Raw genomic sequence first — 18,895 nt, 5'->3', positions numbered from 1 at the left:
TTGTGTATACTTGATATGGTTACAAAAATTGAAATAAAGTAAAAGAACGAAAACAGGGGGGGAGTATAATGCTGGAAGATGAACAGAAGAAAATAATCACATATCACAGAATCTGGTTTGTACGTCTGATTGCAATGATTGTGGCATGTCAGGCATTGAAACAGTTAATTGGTGCATCACCATTGTGGAGAGAAGAATATCCATTTGGGCTTGCTTTTTACACGAAGTATGCCAGACTTTGCAATCTGGATGATTTTGTTAAAGTGTATGGTGCAAATTTCTGGCTAGGACTGAAAGTGTTATTTACCTGCGCATTGGTGTGCTATGTTCTGGCATGGATTATGCAGAAGGTAAATGAAAAAACTTCGGCGCGTCTGGATTTGTTCGCGGATGTGACAATAATTGTAGTTTTGATTGTCGATTTTATAAGCAATCTGTATTGTTTTAAGGCACATGTTTATGCAGAACAAAGTACAGTTTTGTATTTTGTGCGAATAGCAGTGATGATAATTGTTTTGCTTATCCACATATACGAGTATCGACGAAATAAGAATTTGTTTGATAAGGAGAGCAAAGCGGTTCATATATCGTCTCTGGTTGTGGGAATTGCGTTCGTATGTGTGTCCGCATTTTTTGTTGGAAAGAATTTTGTTATTTACAATAATTACAAATCATTCTATGGTGCATATGCGAAAGAAGAACACGGCCCGGATGCAGCATATGAGGATAAAGTAATGAATTACAACGAGCGTGCAGTGGCAAATGGGGATGAACTGTTTTTCTTCCATAAAACTGAGAATGCAATCTGCAAGGTTGGTGAAGAAGGCGACATGTCGACAATCATTACACTCGATGACATCAGGAAGGCATGGATGATGGATGACAGTGAGGAAACCGGCTGGCTCATCCGGTTAGATTATTATGATGGATATGTATATTTTACATATTATTTACAGGATGCTTATTTCTTAAGCCGGATAAATGTGGAAAATGGAAATGTAGATGAACCATATACAGATTCAGCTTTTTATTGCGCAATAAAAGATGGATATCTCTATTATGAGACTCCTGTAGACGATGATTATGAGTATTTTGATGTATATAGGGTAAAAATAGAGAGTCAGATAAATATAGATAAGAAGGAATTATATCTGGGAAAATTTATTGGCCAAGCTTATAGTCGTGCAAAGGATTTTTATGCTGAGATTATCTATGATGATGATAGTTATTATCTGGAAGCTGTCTATAATGAATATGGTGAAAAAAGTATCAGGAAAAATGGAAACAGATATCTGTTATGTACAGATGAGAATGGGATGTATACGTTAAAAAAGTGTGAGAAAACAGACCAGAAACAAGAGTCCGATGAAACACAGTATACGACAATATCGGAACATGTTCTGGAGTATAATTCCTATGGTGATAAACTGTTTTATCTGAAACAGGAAAATGGAAATACAGAATTGATACAGACGGATTTGAATGGCAATAATGAAAAAGTTCTAAAGCGATATGCGGATTGCTATGAATCGGTTGCATATACTGATCCGACCTACATCTTTTCAATTATGGTATGTGAGGACAAGCTTGTTGTCATGTATGAGGATCAGGAGAGCAATCCGAAGTATGATGTGGTTGGGTATTGAGAATTAAATATATATGATTATTTACGGCATAGCTGTGAAACTGGCTGATGGCCTTATGAAAGGCGTGTGGTATGCAAGGGTGAAAAGCCGGAAAACCAGATGGTTTACATGTACACATTTGCTGTCACAAACATGGATTCATTACCAGAGTATCTCATCAAATTTTACTACAAAAGAGGACTGATGGAAAACTTCATAGGAGTCCTTTGCCATTTTATGTTGCAGTGACAGGGGCTCCGTTTCATTTTGAAGAGTTAAGAGAAACGCCGACTATTAAGAGGAGGAAAAAGGATGTTGTATATAGGATCCAGAATACAGGAATATCGTAAGAAAGCCGAACTGAGTCAGGAAGAATTTGCTGATAAGATAGGTGTAAGCAGACAGGCAGTGTCCAAATGGGAGAGAGATAAGGCATATCCGGATCTTGACAGACTTGTGTGTATATGTGAGATACTTGATGTTCAGATGGATGAGCTTATATATGGAGAAGAAAGAAAAAAACAGGGTGAACTGACTCAGGAGAATCTAGCATCAAACAATATAGTGCACATGAAAAATCTTCGAGGCAGGAACCGGTTCATGAGGCTTAAAGTAATATTTGGAATTATGACAGTTATATGTATATTTTCCATTGTTATGATGGCAGTGTTGTTTGTCAGGAATGAGTGGAGCAACCATAAAGATAAAAACGATAATGTACGTGTTGAGAAGGTGTACCAGCAGTATACAAAGGCTGATCTGTGTTATTTTGATGATGATGGAAGAAAGATAATGAATACTGTATGGCTTGATGTGCCTGGAATACGGGATGGAGATTATATACAGTGTTACACAGGAAATGATAATTCAGGATTGTTTTTGAACTACAGCCTGTCGACGCTGATTTTTGTTGCGGTTTTTGTGATTGTAATGATTATCCTTCTGATACTTACAGGATCCGAGATGCAAAGAATAAAGAAAGAGGAAATACTTCAGATAATACTTGAGGATGAAAAAGCGGATGAAGAAATTTAAAAAGGTATTATATGTGATTATATCTGTCGTTATATTTGCAGGTGCAATAGCTGCTGCTTTGGATTTTATGGGCGTAATCAATCTGAAAAACCATGATCAGACAGAAGATGAGACGTTGTACTCTGAACTGTGGCATATCGTATTTAAGGGATATGCTTTTTCCGTAAAACCAGCAGGAATAGCTATTATACATGAAAGTGGCTGTCTCAACATAAGAAGTACCGACGAGTATCTGGTACAGATAGATGTTGAGGATGATTCTGCTGATGATTTTTGGAATGACAGAGACGGACGTGTACAACATATGAAGGAATCCGGCTATACGATGGAACAGTATCCCGAGAAGATTCGTGTGGATGACAGGGAGTATATAAGATATATAGTGAGCATGAAGGAGGAACGTGGCGCTGAATATGACAGTTCATATTTCTGTGTGCTCATTTCAGATGCAGGAGATGATAAACGGTTTCTCACAGTGGTAAGATTTGATGGAACAGATATAGCTGCCATGGATACTGCATCGAGAAATGATATGTATGAAAAGGCCATTGATGAGGCAGCTTGTGTTACTTCCAGTGCAGTTCCTACGGATGAGACAAATGATATGGCAGGCTCATACTGGCAGGCAGATGGGTATTCAGGCACATTCAGTTCAGATGTCGTGAAAGAAGAATATACTGATGCAGAGCTTGTGGACAGCATTGCAAATGAAGATATATATGTATCCTATGAAATTCCAGAGAATTTCATACTTCTAAGAGATGATCAGACTGGGAAATCTTATTATTCTGAGGCTGATAAATCACAGGTGATAGTGTCTGTTATTCCGTATACATGGAAGAGTGCAGCTGATATGGCAGAAGACAGCAACTCTGCCGGGATTTCCAAGGTTACAGCCGAAGGACAGTATGAGGAAAAGGGAAAAATTTACTATTATTATGCCTATTCCATATTGCGTATACGGAACGGCACAAGGAAGACTTCGTATTACTTTAATGCGTATACAGATCTTGAAGATGGCAATATATACAGCATAAATGGATTTGCTGATGATTCTCCGGAGATAATGAACCCTAAGACATATACAAGGTTTATGAGCATCACTGAGGAGTGAGAAAATTAAAAAATATATATTGATTGATAAAAAGTGATAAAAATTGCAAAAATCAATCATTGCTACCACTGGTTGCATGGATGCTACTGATTTAACCTCGACAGATTTCGGGTGATAAGTGATAATAAATCCGAAAACATATTTTTATCAAGGAGGAACATACTATATGAAAAACAGAAGGATGCTGCAGCTGGGACTTGTCACAGTAGTACTTGGAATGTCTCTTGTTGGCTGTGGGACAGACGAGTCGGACAACAAAACAGAGAAGACAGAGGCAACAGAACAGGTAACTGTAACGGAGGAAAATACTACAGGAGAAGATGCTGCTGATATATCGGCAGATGATACGGAGGATATTGCTGATACATATGATGAATCAACGGAGTTTACGCTTCCGGTATATGATGATTTCACATTGGAGCAGGGACTCAGCGAGAAATATGCAGATATGGACAACAGATCATTTGTGTACAATGGTACGAAGCTCATATTAGGAGAATCAACACTCAAGGATCTTATAGATGCAGGTATTCCATTTGATGAGAGTGACCTTAACAACAGTGGCAACAATGTAAATGTAAATTATGAAACTGAGAGGTATCAGGCATCTATCAACGATTATGTAACAATGCAGTTTAAATTTGGTAATTTCACTGACAGCGAGCAGAAGGCTGAGGACTGTGTGCTTTCATATGTGAGATATTCGCACCTCTATGTACCACAGCCGGATTATGATGCTTCCATGAATGCTGAAATCAGTGAATATATGATAGATGGAGCAAAAAAGGTACATTTTTCATTCCCTACTACCCTTACAAAGGATGAGCTGCTGGAAAATAGCAGTGAAAATGCTGAAGAGGATGGGAAAAATGTAAAGTATATGATAGAATCAGAAGTGTATATGGGTGACAGTGGATATGAGTTCGAGTTTAATGATGTAACCGGACAGCTGAAAGAGGTTCGTATAAGCTGGCTTCCATAAGTAATGATTTACTTGTGTATGTTATAAAAAAATAAAGCAATCCCGTTTGGTATATTTTCCAAACGGGATTTTTATGTTATAGTAAAAGGCGAGAATGGGAAGAGGAAAATATATATGAAGAAAGATAAGTTGAAGATAGAGAAGAAGATATTACGATTATCTTTTCTGGGAAGCCTTTTATTTATTATAGCGGAAGGAGTTATGGCGTGGATCACGCATTCGCATTCGCTGCTTACGGACTGTTTGTTTGATGCAGCAGATCTGGTAATGATTGGACCGTTTCTTGTGTTGGTGCCACTTCTGTATAAGCCGGTTACGGAGAAACACCCATATGGGTATTCACAGGTAGAATCGTTATTCCTGCTTGTAAAGTATAGCGTCCTGCTGGCACTCACTTGTAATCTGCTGGTGGAGAACGTAAAGCTGCTCATGCATGGCGGACATGAGGTAAATGCTGGGAAGATTGCGGTGTTTGAGTTCCTTGTCTGCATAGGATGTGCAGCGATGTATCTCATACTGAATCATTACAGTAAGAAATACGAGTCAGAGACGATCAAAGCAGAGCTCTATATGTGGAAGCTGGATGTTGTGAGCAGTCTGGGTGTGGCGGTTGCATTTGTGGTACAGGTGCTGTTGCTTCATACGAAGCTTCATTTCCTGACACCATATATTGATCCGGCAGTAGCGGCAGTGATGGCGATTTTGCTGATCCGGGAGCCGGTCGTTGTGATCTTTCAGAGTATCAAGAATCTGGTTTTGTTTGCACCGGAGGAAGAGGTGTTGAGCCAGATCCGCTCCATCGTAGATAAGCATATGAAGGATTATCCATACGAAGTGACATTCCTTGATGTAATCCAGACGGGACGGAAGATCTGGGTGGAAGTCTATATTGGCAACCAGACAGATGTGATACATATCAGCATCCTGCATCAGGTACGGGATGAGATCAAGCAGGAATTAAAGCACAAATATGATCAGGTATATATCGAGATTATTCCAGATTAGAAGACATCCTTGTGGTTTCGTAAGAAACCATATCAATTCGATGAATTCCGGAAAAAAATAAGACGTATACAATTATGAAATGATTGTATACGTCCTTGTTGATGCATTAGTCGAAATACCCGATATAGTCAACCTTGTAGGATCCGTTTGGAAACAGGTAGTTGTACAGATCAATAAAATAATCATCGGTCATGCTTGCCATGAAATCAACGACAATTTCATTCGGATCCTGACTCAGGTAGTGCTCCATGTATTTATCAATATTAAAATAATGACTATATTGGTTGGCACTTCGGATATAATTAATATGATGTTTGTAAAGGATGGATGATTGGTCCATCCTTTTTGCCTGTGTGAGAAGTGCTTCATACATATCGTGGAACATCGGACGGATATTGTTGTTGTACATATCATTTAACTGCGGATTGTTATATATTGTCTGATAGTTTTCTGTTTTCGCCTTTGAAAAAGTTTCGTATACATCTTTATCCATACTGATATAAGGTTTTCCATAGCTGTGCTCTATGATGCTGACTGTCATATTATTGATAATCTGTGCATTGGTTGTGCCAAGCGTACCGGAAGTAAAGTGGTTATTATTTTCAATCAGACCAATCTTTAATGCGTCCTGCCGGTCCTTGCCAAGATATGCAATAATGTCACTGATCCGCATGATACAGCCCTCCAGTGTGCCGGGAATCTGTCGTTTGTTCGCAGAAGGATCGGTGTAGCAGTCTTCGAGATTGGTATCAAATTCTCCCCATGGATCCGTGGCAGAAAAGCGCTTTGGTTTATATTCCTGCTGCTCAAGCTCACCATTATGGCAGATGACACCGTCTAATACCTGCAGGCTTACATTCCGGAAAATCAGATGATCCAGGACACGTGCACTGTGAATATTATGATTGAACAATCGTCCGGTATGCCCGTTATAAAGTGCATTTAAGAAACGCTCCCCGGCATGTCCGAACGGAGTGTGACCGATATCATGTCCAAGGGAAATCGCTTCAATCAGATCCAGGTTTAAGCCAAGTGTCATGCCGATAGTACGTGCGATACGGGAGACGAGCTGCACATGTAACGCACGCCTGGAGATATCGTCATTTTTATAGCAGGAGATAACCTGCGTTTTATCCGAATATCGGTTATAATAATTGTTGTGCAGGATTTTCTCGACATCCATAACGAAAGCAGGACGCCAGAGATGTGGCTTGTCATGATCGTCAAAACGACGGATGATGGCAGAATCCGGGCAGGCATATGGATTGACCCAGTGATTCGCGCGATCCTGTTCGATACGTTCTGATAAATCTTTGGATAATGTATGGTAACCGTTATTTTTATTTACAGGCATGGGACATTCCTTTCTTATATATGTGTTTTTTAACTGGAAATATCTTAGCATTTTGAAGGGAAAAAGGCAACTGCGGGGCGTATGTATCATGACATAAAATTGTAGAAAAATGGAATTAAAAGATGAAAATAATCCGGTGACATGATATAATGAAGCACGCTGATATGCACAGGTCATCACGTCGGTGTGTGATGAAGTATGATACAATAAGCATTATGGATTAAGATGATATAGGGAGCTATCGTATGGAAACATGGTATTATGAAGTAGTAAGCATAGATGGAGATTATGCAAATCTCAAACGGACGGATATTGAGTCCGATGATCTGAAACTGGTTGCAAGAGCGTTGTTGCCGGAGAATATTGGGGAAGGCTCGAAATTAAAGTATGAATTTCTACAGTATGAGTTGATCGGATGAGAGCAGGAAAGGAATGACAGCATGGAAGAGCAAATAAAAGAAAAACGGGTTGCGGATTCTCTGACAGAACAGTTTCATGAGATTCGTCCGGAACATTTAAATGGCGCAGATGTGATGTTTGGTGGAATACTGATGGGCTGGATTGACGAGGTGGCAGGTCTTACGGCTATGCGGCATTCTGAGGGACATGTGCTCACAGCATCGGTAGATAATCTGACTTTTCTGCGTAGCCTTCGTCAGCATGATATTGTCGTATTGATCGGACGCGTAACCTATGTCGGAAATTCGTCGATGGAAATCCGCGTGGATTCCTATTTAGAGAAGATAGATGGGATGCGTTATCCGGTGAACCGTGCATATCTGACACTGGTTGCATTGGATGAGGATAATAAGCCGCGGCGGGTACCAAGATTGAAATTAGAGACAGTTGTGGAAGAAGCGGAATGGGAGACCGGAAAGAAACGCAGCGAGCTTCGGAAACAGCGAAAGAAGGAAGGCTTTTAGAATAGGAGTTTATCAATGTTAGAAAAAGTAGACGCAGTCAATAGTGTGATCAATAATTTTATCTGGGGCGTCCCGGCGATGATCTGTATTATCGGTGTTGGGTTATATTTGAGCTTTCGTACCCGGTTTTTACAGATACGGAAGTTTCCGTATGCCATGAAGGTGACATTCGGACGAATGTTCAAGAAGAAGGAAGCGGGCGACGGTGCGCTCACACCGTTTCAGGCAGTCTGTACGGCACTTGCGGCAACGGTTGGAACCGGAAATGTAGCCGGAGTAGCCGGAGCTATCGCCATCGGAGGTCCTGGTGCGATTTTCTGGATGTGGATATCTGCACTGCTCGGTATGTGTACGAAGTTTGCAGAGGTTACACTTGCGGTGCATTTTCGCGAGAAAAATAAAGATGGCGATTATGTCGGTGGACCGATGTATTATATTAAGAATGGATTGAAGAAGCACTGGCAATGGCTGGCATATCTGTTCTCTGCATTTGGCGTATTGACGGTATTTGGTACGGGAAATGCAACGCAGGTCAATACGATCACAACGGCGATTGACTCAGCATTGTTTAATTATAATGTAATTTCCGAGAATCAGGTTTCTACCCTGAATCTCATTATCGGAATTGTGCTTGCAATCCTGATTGCGCTCATTCTGCTCGGCGGAATTAAGCGGATCGGACAGGTAACAGAGAAACTGGTACCGTTTATGGCAGTAATGTATATTGTGCTTGCAATCGGAGTTGTGCTGCTGAATGTCAAGAACGTGCCAACGGTATTTGCATCCATCTTTGAAGGCGCATTTAACCCGGCATCTGTGACTGGTGGCGTCGTTGGAAGCTTCTTCATGAGTATGAAGAAAGGTGTTTCCCGTGGTATCTTCTCGAACGAGGCTGGTCTTGGTACCGGTTCAATCGCACATGCATGTGCAGATACAAGAAAACCGGTAAAGCAGGGATTCTTCGGAATCTTCGAAGTATTTGTTGATACGATAGTGATCTGTACATTGACCGCACTTGTAATCTTATGCAGTAAAGTTCCGATTGGATATGGAGAGGCGGCAGGCGCAGAGCTTACAATCAGTGGATTCACTGCGACTTATGGTGGCTGGGTATCCATCTTCACAGCGATTGCAATGTGTTGTTTTGCATTTTCAACAATCATCGGCTGGGGACTTTACGGTGTCCGATGTATTGAATTTCTGTTTGGTACACGGGTAAATAAACCGTTCATGCTTGTGTATTCCCTGGTTGCAATCGTTGGTGCAACGATGAATCTCGGGCTCCTCTGGAGCATCGCGGAGACATTTAATGGTTTGATGGTAATCCCGAACCTGATTGCGGTATTCCTGTTGTCGGGTGTCGTGGTGAAGATGGTAAAAGATTATTTTAATGGTATTGAAACATATTAGTGAAAGATGAGGAGTAAAGTGGATGCAGGATACGTTGAATTGGGCAGTGCTTGGTACCGGCGTGATCGCAAATGAGATGGCACAGGCATTGCAGAAGATGGGAAAATCGTTATATGCAGTTGGAAACCGGACGCATGAGAAGGCGGTTGCATTTGCTGAAAAATATGGTGTTTCCAAAGTATATGATACGATCGATGATATGTTTTTGGATGCGGATGTAGATATCATCTATATTACGAGTCCGCATAATACACATTATGCATTTATGAAGCAGGCGCTGATGTATGGAAAGCATCTGCTTGTTGAAAAATCAATTACGCTTAACAGCAGAGAATTGGATGATATGATCGCGCTTGCGAAAGAAAAAAAGCTTGTGCTTGCAGAAGCAATGACGATCTGGCATATGCCAATCTACAAGAAGCTGTGGGATATCGTGCAAAGTGGTGAGCTTGGAAAGGTGCAGATCATCACGATGAATTTCGGAAGCTTCAAGGAATATGATATGTCTAACCGGTTCTTCAATATGAATCTTGCCGGTGGCGCGATGCTTGATATCGGCGTATATGCATTGTCAATCGTCCGGAGTTTTCTGGACGAACAGCCGGATGAGATCGTGAGCCAGTGGAAGCCTTCTCCGACCGGTTCGGATGAGCAGGCAACAATTCTGCTCAAGAATGCCCAGGGGCAGATGGCAACGGTTGCACTCTCGATGCATTCAAAACAGCCAAAGCGTGCGATGATCAGTCTGGAAAAAGGATATATCGAGATCATGGAATATCCGCGCGCGGATAAGGCAGTCATCGTGGATGCCGAAAGTGGCGCGCAGACGGAGATTACAGCCGGAGATACTGCGGATGCGCTGTACTATGAGATGCAGGATATGGAACAGGCAGTAAAAAGCGGGGATGCATCCGCGATGCAGCTTGCGTATTCCAGGGATGTAATGGAAATCATGACGAAGCTTCGGAAAGACTGGGGCATGAAATATCCGGGTGAAGCGTGGTAGCGTGATTAAAAGGAAGCAGCAAAGGGTAACATAAATCAAAAGATAAGGAGTGAATGAAAATGGCAGAAGTAATTTTAAATAACGATAATTTTAAGGCAGAAGTACTCGATGCAAAGGGACTCGTGCTCGTAGATTTCTGGGCAACATGGTGTGGCCCGTGTAAGATGCTGGCACCAACGGTTTCTGAGATTGCGGACGAGTATGAAGGAAAGGTCAAGGTCTGCAAGCTCGATGTCGATCAGGCGATGGATATTGCGATGTCTTATGGCGTGGCAAGCATCCCGACTTTGATTCTGTTCAAAGATGGCGAGATCGTGAAGAAAAGTGTCGGTGTGGTATCCAAGACTGAGATCGAGGCAATGTGGAGCTAGAACAATCCAAATACAGATTTTAAATCTTATTTCCTGTCCTTTGATGATGGTACAAAATAGACAATATATGATCTGTTTTGTACCATTTTTGCTTAAATTGATAATATTTTATCTATAGAAAATCTCATTTTGCACATACTATCGGAAACAAAATCAGATAGGAGATGTGGAAGATGGAACGGACAGCAACACAGTGTATTACCTATGGATTATACATGTTATCGACGGTGTGGGAGAAAAAAGCAAATGGCTGTATCATTGATACATGTATGCAGATCAGCCACGAGCCGGTACAGATTGCAATTGCGGTTTCCAATCAGAGTTATACATGTGAGTTACTCAAAAAGAGTGGGATATTTGCAGTCAGTATCTTAGATGAGACATGCACCTTCGAGACAATCAAGCATTTTGGATATCAGTCTGGAAGAGATGTTGATAAAATGAAAACACTGGAGCTTCCGGTCAATGAACAGGGAATCCCGTATCTCGGATGGCAGAGCGTGGCGATGCTTGGAGCGACGGTGACAGAGAAGATATCTTGTGGTTCCCATACGTTATTTATCGGAACTGTGATTAAATCAAAGATACTGAGTGAGAAAGCACCGCTCACGTATGCAGAGTATCAGAGAAGAGTGAAGATGTACACATAACAAAGGGGAGTGGCTTTACAGCCATTCCCCTTTTGTCAGGTATTGATTTCGTTCCGCACCGACTGAGATAAATTGTATCTCGTGATCAAGCAGTTTTTCAATCGTTTCTATATATCGTTTTGCATTGTCCGGCAGTTCATCATAAGAACGGCAATGCGAGATATCCTGTTGCCAGCCAGGAACGATATCGATGACAGGCAGGAGATTATCCATATTATCTGTTGGGTCAAAATCCATAATATGTTTCGTGTGCTGCAGGTATTCTGTGATAATCGGAATTTCCTTCATGGAGCTTAATACATCCAGTTTTGTCAGGGCAATCCGGTCTGCGTTCTGACATTGGAGTCCGTAACGGCTGGCAACGGCATCAAAAGGACCAACACGTCTTGGACGTCCGGTTGCAGCACCGTATTCATTGCCGGCACGGCGAAGATCATCTTTCCATGATTCGGACATTGCTTTCTCTGCGGTAAATGGACCGGCACCGACACAGGTCGAGTATGCTTTCAGAACACCGACGACATGGGAGAGCGGAGCACCGGGGATTCCGGCACCGATCGGACCATAGGCTGAGATCGTGGATGAGCTGGATGTATATGGGAATATGCCATAGTCAATATCACGCATGGCACCAAGCTGTGCCTCCAAAAGCACTTTTTTATGGTCTGCTAGGGCATTTCTTAAGAATGCGCCGGTATCGCAGATATATGCGGAGAATGCTGCCGCCTGTTTCTCACACCAGGAGAGCAGTGCCGGATAGGACATTGGCTCCTGATGATAACAGCCGGAAAGCTCCATGTTTTTGGCATCCAGCATCATGTGCAGCCGGTTGTGTATATAGCCCTCGTTCAGATGAAGCAGATCACCAAGCCGGAGCGTTTTCTTTCTATATTTGTCGCTGTAAGCATAGGCGATACCGCGACGTGTGGAACCGAAGGCGGAACCATCCTTTTCCAGCCGGGCTTCTTCTAGTTCATCCTGCACCCGGTGCCAAGGCATAGAGATCGTGGCACGCTTGGAAAGCTTTAGATTTTCTGGTGTGATAGGAATACCTTTTCCTCGCAGAGCCTCGATTTCCTTCGTGAGATGCTCTAAGTCAATGACCATTCCATCCCCTAAAACACATGTGACATCCGGATGCAGAATCCCGGATGGAAGCAGATTTAATACATATTTATCACGACCAACAACGACGGTGTGACCGGCGTTATTTCCGCCTTGATAGCGGACGACGATATCCGCCTGCTCTGCTAATAGATCGATGACACGACCTTTTCCTTCGTCACCCCAGTTGATACCTGTTACGGCTGTAAGCATTTGTTTGTCCTCCTTTGTTTGGTAAGGTAATTTGTGTTATGTGCAGTACCGGAATGTACGGTCAGTCAGAATTCTTGCAAAGATCAGACCGAGTGGAAGTGCAATGATAATCATGATTGCAGATGTAAACCACGAGACCGCTTCGGTAAGAGACATAATGCCAAAGTTATAAATTGCACGATATAAGTAAAGTCCCGGAACCATAATAACGATGGAAGGAACCGTAAGTGAAATTCTTGGATATCCATGATTCTGTTTTATAAAGGATGCAAGAAGTCCTGCTGTCAGTGCCCCAAGAAATGCAGCTACAGCGGCAGGAATTCCACAATGGTCTACGAGCTCCAGACGGAGTGTATTTGCGACAGCACCAATCATTGCAGCCGTACATGCCATTGAAACAGAACTGTTGAACATCAGGGAAAATCCGAATACACCACAGAAGCTTGTAATTATCCGGAGTATAAAATGTACCCATACATTGATATGCATGTCTGCGAAAGACAGTGGCTGCAAATGTAACAGCAAAGCCATGATCCATGCAGACATGGTTGCAACCAAAACGATAATAATGGAATAAGTCAGTCGTTCCAGTCCGGAACGGAGATCCAGCTTTGCAAGGTCAATGCCGCTTGTAATAAATGGAAATCCTGGGATGATAAACAGGATAGAGCATATATAACCCGCTTCGTTCACCGCGGCTACATGGAACAGCATTTCGGCAAGCTTTAGACAGATCGTGTAGATCAGACAGGCAGCCGAGATAGAAGCAGCAATGTTTAGAAATAAGGTAAAATGATGCTTGATCAGTTTTGTTCGTATGATATTGCCAACACCTGCAGCAATAAATGCAAGAATCATTTCCACGGGACCGCCGCCGAGCAGAAATGTAAATGCACAGCAGGCGAGTGCTGCCGCCAGTCCTAATTTGACAGGAGAGTAAAGCGCATGGATTCTCTCGATTTCATCAAGCCTTTTATGGATTTCTTCACCAGTCAGATGGGCTTCGATATTCGGAAAGCTGTCGACGAAACGCTCCATTCGGTAAAGCTTGGATGTGTTTACGCCTGTATTTGCAATACTTAAGGATTGGGACACACAATCATTTCCATCAAAACAGTTAAACTCAATGGACATCAGACCGACATCGACCGTGCATGTTACACCGAGTTCTTTGGAAAGCTTATTCATGGATGTACGGACACGCCATGCTCCGGTTCCACAGGAAAGCAGGATCAGACCGACACGACCGATAACGGAAGCTTTTTCAATCAATCCCGCATCGGAGATAAGCACGTTGCTGTCATCACCGGTATAATCATGCCAGGGGATTTCCATATGATTTTTTTCCATAATATCAACATAGGAAGTTGAGATCGGATCAGTGTTCTTCTTCATATAATATCGCCTCTGCTTTTGTAATATGCCGTTTTAGATTATTCAAAAAAACGGAATTTGGCAGGAAGATTCCAAGCTCGTCAAAATGCTCATTGTGTTCGAGCAGAGTATCCTGTCCGTAAAATACAAATGCCATCGGGAGTTCCTTCTCCAGCTTTACCATCAGATCCCAGACTGCGGAATAGGCTTCTGCTTCGGTTTCTTTTTGCTTGATCGTGTCTGGAAGCTCGCGAATCAGGAGAACGCCGGTGCAGGATTCCAGATTTTTCTGCTTGATGTCCATAGAATCAGATGTATATGCGTGGCTGTACCGATAAGCCTGTGCTAAGAACATATTTTGTGTTGAACCGATTTCTTTGCATACGTTCTGAAAATGATGATATTCTTTCTCATGAACTGTTTTTTTATATTCGGATAACAGATTTCCTTCTGTATCTGTCATGATAATCGGGTTTTGCTTCCCATCTGCATTGAACCGGTATGGAATCAGATAAGAATTCCGCAGCAGATCAAACAGTGTATTCTGACAGATTACCATCAGAAATGCAGACAAATCCCGGTTGTGGTATGCATCAAACAGGACATTGGCAAATGTGGATGCAGAAGGGGAATTATCTGTATCGTCATTCAGCGCGAGAGAATTACAAAAGGTCTCCTGCAGTTTTTCACATGCCCATGGATCATTTAATATTTTCTGGAACAAAACATCTGCATGTTCTTCTCTTGGAAACATCGTTGTATTTTTCATAATATGCACATCCCTTCTTGCTTTTTCTTTTCGGACAGATTATACTATGCATGCAGAAATAAGTAAAAACTATAATTGATATATTGAAGATACTGCTTTGATATATCAGGATGAGGAGAGGCATGAACGTAAATTTTGAATATTACAAAATCTTTTATTATGTGGCAAAATATGAGAATTTTACAAAGGCGGCCCGTGTATTAGGAAACAGCCAGCCGAATATCACACGTGCGATGAATAGCTTAGAACAGCAGATTCATAGTACGTTGTTTGTTAGAACGAACCGAGGTGTGCAGCTGACACCGGAGGGACAGCGCCTGTATACGCATGTATCTGCGGCAATGCTGCAGTTATGGGCGGCAGAGGAGGAGCTGACCGACAGTACGGGACTGACACATGGAAGTATTGCAATCGGCGCGAGTGAAACCGCCTTGAATATCTATCTGCTGGATAAGCTGAAAGAGTTTCATATGAAATATCCGGGTATACGTCTGAAAATCTATAATCACTCAACTCCACAGGCAATCGAGGCAGTGAAAAGTGGAATGATTGATTTTGCGGTCGTGTCAACCCCGGCGGCGGTGGAAGCCCCGCTCAAGGAAATTGTATTGGAGTCTTTTCAGGAGGTATTAGTCGGAGGAAGAACATTCATGGCACTTGGAAGCCAGGAAATATCGCTGTGGGAATTAAAAAATTATCCGCTGATATGTCTTGGACGTGAGACGATGACATTTCAATTTTATAATCAGTTGTTTTTATCATATGGACTGGAACTGTCCCCGGATACGGAGGTTGCAACGACCGATCAGATCCTGCCGCTGGTACGGCATGAACTTGGACTTGCCTTCGTTCCTAAATCGATGGCAAGAGAAGCTATAATGAAAAGAGAAATCGTGCAGATTCCGTTAAAAGAAGAAATTCCGAAACGGGATATCTGTATGGTGTTTGATAACCAACATCCACTCAGCGCTGCCGCAAGACAGCTTAAGAACATGATATTGCAGACAGTGGAGGAAGAGAAAGGGGAGTAAACGATGACACTACAACAGCTAAGATATGCAACGATGGTTGCACAGACCGGAACAATCACAGAAGCAGCGAAGAAGCTGTATATCACGCAGCCAAGCCTGACGAATGCGATTCATGATCTGGAAAAGGAAATGAATATTGTGATCTTCAACCGGACGAACAAAGGCATCACCTTATCCAAGGAGGGGGAGGATTTCCTTGGATATGCACGACAGGTGCTGGAGCAGGCAGATATTCTGGAGGATAAATATAAGAACGGCACAGGTGGAAAGAAGCAGTTTTGTATCTCCACGCAGCATTATTCCTTTGCGGTTAATGCATTTGTTGATCTGATCAAGGAATATGGACAGGATGAATATGATTTCAGCATCCGGGAGACACAGACGTATGAGATTATCGAGGATGTGGCGCGTATGCGGAGTGAGATCGGAATCCTGTTTTTCAATGATTTCAATGAGGTTGTGCTCACGAAGATCCTGAAGTCCTACGATCTGGAGTTTCATCAGCTCTTTGTGGCAAAACCGCATGTTTTTATCAGCCGGAAGCATCCGCTTGCGGAAAATAAAGTCATCACGAACGAAGAACTGCAAAGCTATCCGTATCTGTCATTTGAGCAGGGTGAGCATAATTCGTTTTATTTCTCTGAGGAGATCTTCTCTGAGACGGAACGGAAAAAGAATATCCGTGTGCGTGACCGGGCAACCTTGTTCAATCTTCTGATTGGCTTGAATGGTTACACTGTATGCAGCGGTGTGATCGATAAGAAATTAAATGGCAAAGATATCATTTCCGTGCCACTTGCGGATGAAGGTGATATGCGGATCGGCTATATCACGCACAAGAAAGAAATGCTGAGTCATCTGGCTCAGACGTATCTGACTGCAATAAAGAAATACTTATCCTAGAATAGTTGAAATAGCTTCAAACTATATCAAACACAAAAAAATAGATATTATACAAACCCATTTTGTCCGATTATAATGTGAGCAAATCACAGAACACGGAGGAAATAAAATGAGTATAGGAAAGACACCATTTCGTTATGATTATGTAGGAAGCTTTTTGAGACCGGAGGCGCTTAAGAAAGCAAGATGCCAGTTTGATGAAGGTAAGATTGGATATGAGGAGTTAAAGGTTGTTGAGGAAGCAGCAATCACAGAACTTGTTCAGAAGGTAAAGGCACTTGGATATCATGTAATTACAGATGGAGAGTTCCGTCGTGCAACATGGCATCTGGATTTTATGTGGGGCTTTGATGGCATCGGTCATACACCGACCAAAACAGGACTTCCATTCCATGGAGAGGCCGCAATGGTCGATGATACATATCTGGTAGGCAAGGTTGGATTGTCCGGCAGGCATCCGTTTGTTGAGCATTTCACATTTGTAAAGCAGTTTGAAGATGAAAATACCGTTGCAAAGCAGACAATGCCATCACCGGCACAGTTTCTGGCACAGTTTACAATGCCGTTTAACCGTGTGGAGACAGAGAAGTATTATGTAAATACAGAGGATCTTGTAACAGACATTGCAAATGCATACGGAAAGGTACTTCAGGATCTGTATGACGCAGGTTGCCGGAATGTACAGTTTGATGATTGTACATGGGGCATGATGGCAGATAAGATGGGACATCTGGCATATGGAACGACTGCAGAGGGACTGAAGGAGATTCAGAAAAACCACAAGGATATCAATAATCTGGTTATCGCAAATGCACCGAAGGATATGGTGATCAATACACATGTATGCCGTGGTAATTTCCATTCCACATATGCAAACAGTGGCGCGTATGATCCAGTGGCAGACATCCTGTTTGGAGAAGAGAATGTAAATGCTTACTATCTGGAGTTTGATGATGAGCGTTCTGGTGGATTTGCACCACTTGTGAAGGTAAGCGGCGATAAGAAGGTTGTACTTGGTTTGATCACAACAAAGTCTCCAGTGCTTGAGAATAAGGATCAGGTCATTGCCAGAATCCATGAGGCAGAAAAATACATTCCGCTAGATCGCCTGTATTTAAGCCCACAGTGCGGATTTGCATCCTGCGAGATCGGCAACAAACTGACAGAGGAGGAGCAGTGGGCAAAGCTGAAGCTTGTAAAAGAAGTGGCTGAGGAAGTCTGGGGAAAAGACGCTTAAGTTCATATAGATCATATAGATAGAAGAAAATGCCGGGCTGTCTGTCCCGGCATTTCGTGTTACTTTGTTTAGTTTTTGCTGCTTGTATCTGCGTTGCCTGCAGCAGATGTTTCATTCGGTAGATCCTTATCCTTTCTGTGATCTACCCAGAAGCCCCAGACTCCGGCGAGAATTGCAATTGCAGCCATAATACCAACAAGAATATTCATAAACATAGATTAAGTCCTCCATTTTTCAATTTTTAAGTATGCAAAGAAAACTATGTGCATCCATAGTCTCATGTTTAGTCGTGATTAAACTGAAAAATAGTTGGATTTTTGCCCGTCCTGTGCATGGATATAGCATAGGATCTTCTGTTGACTGATAATTGTTTTCGACAGAATTGGTTCTGAAAAAATAGCATACCGGGAGGAAGAAAGCTCTCGTGTATCTGGAAGTGCTGCAATAAAACGGACAGATGTTTCCGCCTGTGCAGGTCCCTGTTTTACTTCTTTTATATAGGAGGTTCTCGAAGCAAGGAGAAGCTCGCTTGTATTGATCTGTGTATTTGCAGAGATTGGAAGCTCGACACTGCTGACCGTCGACTGGGCGGCAGGTTTTGCCGCATCAAAAAAAGCATCTGCTTCCGTATGGTTAAAGTACAGACCAGAAAACAGAATTACGATGGAAATAATGAAATTAAGCAATCTGCGATATGATTTTTGACAGTTCATATAAGTCCCATCCATTCTTACAAATACATCCAATAATTCTGTAGTTCATCATAGCAGATATGTGATAAAATGTGAA

20 protein-coding genes and 1 pseudogene are annotated in these 18,895 nt (G+C 42.2%); 15 read left to right on the top strand and 6 right to left on the bottom strand.

Annotated features, from left to right (window positions below; genetic code table 11):
- Positions 1-68: 68 nt before the first annotated feature.
- From H9Q76_RS07880 to H9Q76_RS07855, 6 genes and pseudogenes are all read left to right on the top strand, one after another.
- Positions 69-1,646, top strand: a complete 1,578-nt coding sequence (locus H9Q76_RS07880) for a DUF5050 domain-containing protein (protein ID WP_249320899.1) — start codon at positions 69-71, stop codon at positions 1,644-1,646.
- A gap of 48 nt (positions 1,647-1,694) precedes the next feature.
- A pseudogene (locus H9Q76_RS07875) lies at positions 1,695-1,844 on the top strand (transposase); the annotation flags it as partial.
- Between the two features lie 93 nt (positions 1,845-1,937).
- A complete protein-coding gene (locus H9Q76_RS07870) occupies positions 1,938-2,660 on the top strand; it encodes a helix-turn-helix domain-containing protein (protein ID WP_021985069.1) in 723 nt (240 codons plus the stop codon).
- A complete protein-coding gene (locus tag H9Q76_RS07865; RefSeq protein WP_249320898.1) occupies positions 2,647-3,774 on the top strand; it encodes a hypothetical protein in 1,128 nt (375 codons plus the stop codon). Before H9Q76_RS07870 ends, H9Q76_RS07865 begins: the two co-directional genes overlap by 14 nt.
- Before the next feature lie 166 nt (positions 3,775-3,940).
- The gene (locus H9Q76_RS07860) at positions 3,941-4,756 is read left to right on the top strand and encodes a hypothetical protein (protein ID WP_117781038.1); all 816 of its coding nucleotides are present in this window, start codon (positions 3,941-3,943) and stop codon (positions 4,754-4,756) included.
- Between the two features lie 114 nt (positions 4,757-4,870).
- On the top strand, positions 4,871-5,761 hold the full coding sequence (locus H9Q76_RS07855) for a cation diffusion facilitator family transporter (protein WP_249320897.1): 891 nt from the start codon (positions 4,871-4,873) through the stop codon (positions 5,759-5,761).
- Between the two features lie 106 nt (positions 5,762-5,867).
- Here the strand turns inward: H9Q76_RS07855 and H9Q76_RS07850 are convergent, their stop codons facing one another.
- Positions 5,868-7,115 (bottom strand): deoxyguanosinetriphosphate triphosphohydrolase family protein, encoded by a 1,248-nt coding sequence (locus H9Q76_RS07850; protein WP_021985065.1) that lies wholly within the window; start codon positions 7,113-7,115, stop codon positions 5,868-5,870.
- A gap of 245 nt (positions 7,116-7,360) precedes the next feature.
- Here H9Q76_RS07850 and H9Q76_RS07845 point away from each other — a divergent pair, with 245 nt between their 5' ends.
- The 6 genes from H9Q76_RS07845 to H9Q76_RS07820 all read left to right on the top strand — a co-directional run bounded on the left by H9Q76_RS07845 (position 7,361) and on the right by H9Q76_RS07820 (position 11,475).
- Entirely contained in the window at positions 7,361-7,534 is a 174-nt protein-coding gene (locus H9Q76_RS07845) for a hypothetical protein (protein WP_021985064.1), read from the top strand.
- Between the two features lie 21 nt (positions 7,535-7,555).
- Positions 7,556-8,038 carry an acyl-CoA thioesterase gene (locus H9Q76_RS07840; protein ID WP_227573512.1) on the top strand — a complete coding sequence of 161 codons (483 nt, stop codon included), beginning with the start codon at positions 7,556-7,558 and terminating at the stop codon, positions 8,036-8,038.
- 15 nt (positions 8,039-8,053) lie between these two features.
- The gene (locus H9Q76_RS07835) at positions 8,054-9,448 is read left to right on the top strand and encodes an alanine/glycine:cation symporter family protein (protein ID WP_118373381.1); all 1,395 of its coding nucleotides are present in this window, start codon (positions 8,054-8,056) and stop codon (positions 9,446-9,448) included.
- 22 nt (positions 9,449-9,470) lie between these two features.
- Positions 9,471-10,454 (top strand): Gfo/Idh/MocA family protein, encoded by a 984-nt coding sequence (locus H9Q76_RS07830; protein WP_227573513.1) that lies wholly within the window; start codon positions 9,471-9,473, stop codon positions 10,452-10,454.
- Between the two features lie 59 nt (positions 10,455-10,513).
- Entirely contained in the window at positions 10,514-10,825 is a 312-nt protein-coding gene (gene trxA / locus H9Q76_RS07825; protein WP_118373380.1) for a thioredoxin, read from the top strand.
- 173 nt (positions 10,826-10,998) lie between these two features.
- Entirely contained in the window at positions 10,999-11,475 is a 477-nt protein-coding gene (locus H9Q76_RS07820) for a flavin reductase family protein (protein ID WP_021985056.1), read from the top strand.
- 15 nt (positions 11,476-11,490) lie between these two features.
- Here H9Q76_RS07820 and H9Q76_RS07815 read toward each other — a convergent pair whose 3' ends face one another.
- From H9Q76_RS07815 to H9Q76_RS07805, 3 genes are read right to left on the bottom strand one after another with little or no spacing between them, the layout of a single operon-like run.
- The gene (locus H9Q76_RS07815; protein ID WP_117781045.1) at positions 11,491-12,792 is read right to left on the bottom strand and encodes an adenylosuccinate synthase; all 1,302 of its coding nucleotides are present in this window, start codon (positions 12,790-12,792) and stop codon (positions 11,491-11,493) included.
- A 36-nt stretch (positions 12,793-12,828) separates the two neighbouring features.
- Positions 12,829-14,187: a threonine/serine exporter family protein gene (locus H9Q76_RS07810; RefSeq protein ID WP_118373378.1), complete on the bottom strand. Its 1,359-nt coding sequence runs from the start codon at positions 14,185-14,187 to the stop codon at positions 12,829-12,831.
- The gene (locus tag H9Q76_RS07805) at positions 14,171-14,935 is read right to left on the bottom strand and encodes a DUF4866 domain-containing protein (protein WP_118373377.1); all 765 of its coding nucleotides are present in this window, start codon (positions 14,933-14,935) and stop codon (positions 14,171-14,173) included. The genes H9Q76_RS07810 and H9Q76_RS07805 overlap by 17 nt, the downstream gene beginning before the upstream one ends.
- 122 nt (positions 14,936-15,057) lie before the next feature.
- Here H9Q76_RS07805 and H9Q76_RS07800 point away from each other — a divergent pair, with 122 nt between their 5' ends.
- The 3 genes from H9Q76_RS07800 (at position 15,058) to H9Q76_RS07790 (ending at position 18,106) form a co-directional block, all read left to right on the top strand.
- Entirely contained in the window at positions 15,058-15,966 is a 909-nt protein-coding gene (locus H9Q76_RS07800) for a LysR family transcriptional regulator (RefSeq protein ID WP_227573517.1), read from the top strand.
- A gap of 3 nt (positions 15,967-15,969) precedes the next feature.
- Positions 15,970-16,869: a LysR family transcriptional regulator gene (locus H9Q76_RS07795; protein ID WP_227573518.1), complete on the top strand. Its 900-nt coding sequence runs from the start codon at positions 15,970-15,972 to the stop codon at positions 16,867-16,869.
- Between the two features lie 109 nt (positions 16,870-16,978).
- Positions 16,979-18,106, top strand: a complete 1,128-nt coding sequence (locus tag H9Q76_RS07790) for a 5-methyltetrahydropteroyltriglutamate--homocysteine S-methyltransferase (protein ID WP_227573519.1) — start codon at positions 16,979-16,981, stop codon at positions 18,104-18,106.
- 68 nt (positions 18,107-18,174) lie between these two features.
- Here the strand turns inward: H9Q76_RS07790 and H9Q76_RS07785 are convergent, their stop codons facing one another.
- On the bottom strand, positions 18,175-18,321 hold the full coding sequence (locus tag H9Q76_RS07785; protein WP_227573520.1) for a hypothetical protein: 147 nt from the start codon (positions 18,319-18,321) through the stop codon (positions 18,175-18,177).
- Positions 18,322-18,399: 78 nt separating this feature from the next.
- Entirely contained in the window at positions 18,400-18,819 is a 420-nt protein-coding gene (locus H9Q76_RS07780) for a hypothetical protein (RefSeq protein WP_227573521.1), read from the bottom strand.
- Positions 18,820-18,895: the final 76 nt, after the last annotated feature.

It is taken from the genome of Wujia chipingensis (assembly GCF_014337155.1).
Lineage (GTDB): Bacteria > Bacillota > Clostridia > Lachnospirales > Lachnospiraceae > Coprococcus_C > Coprococcus_C hominis.
This window is presented reverse-complemented; position numbering and strand designations above follow the sequence as displayed.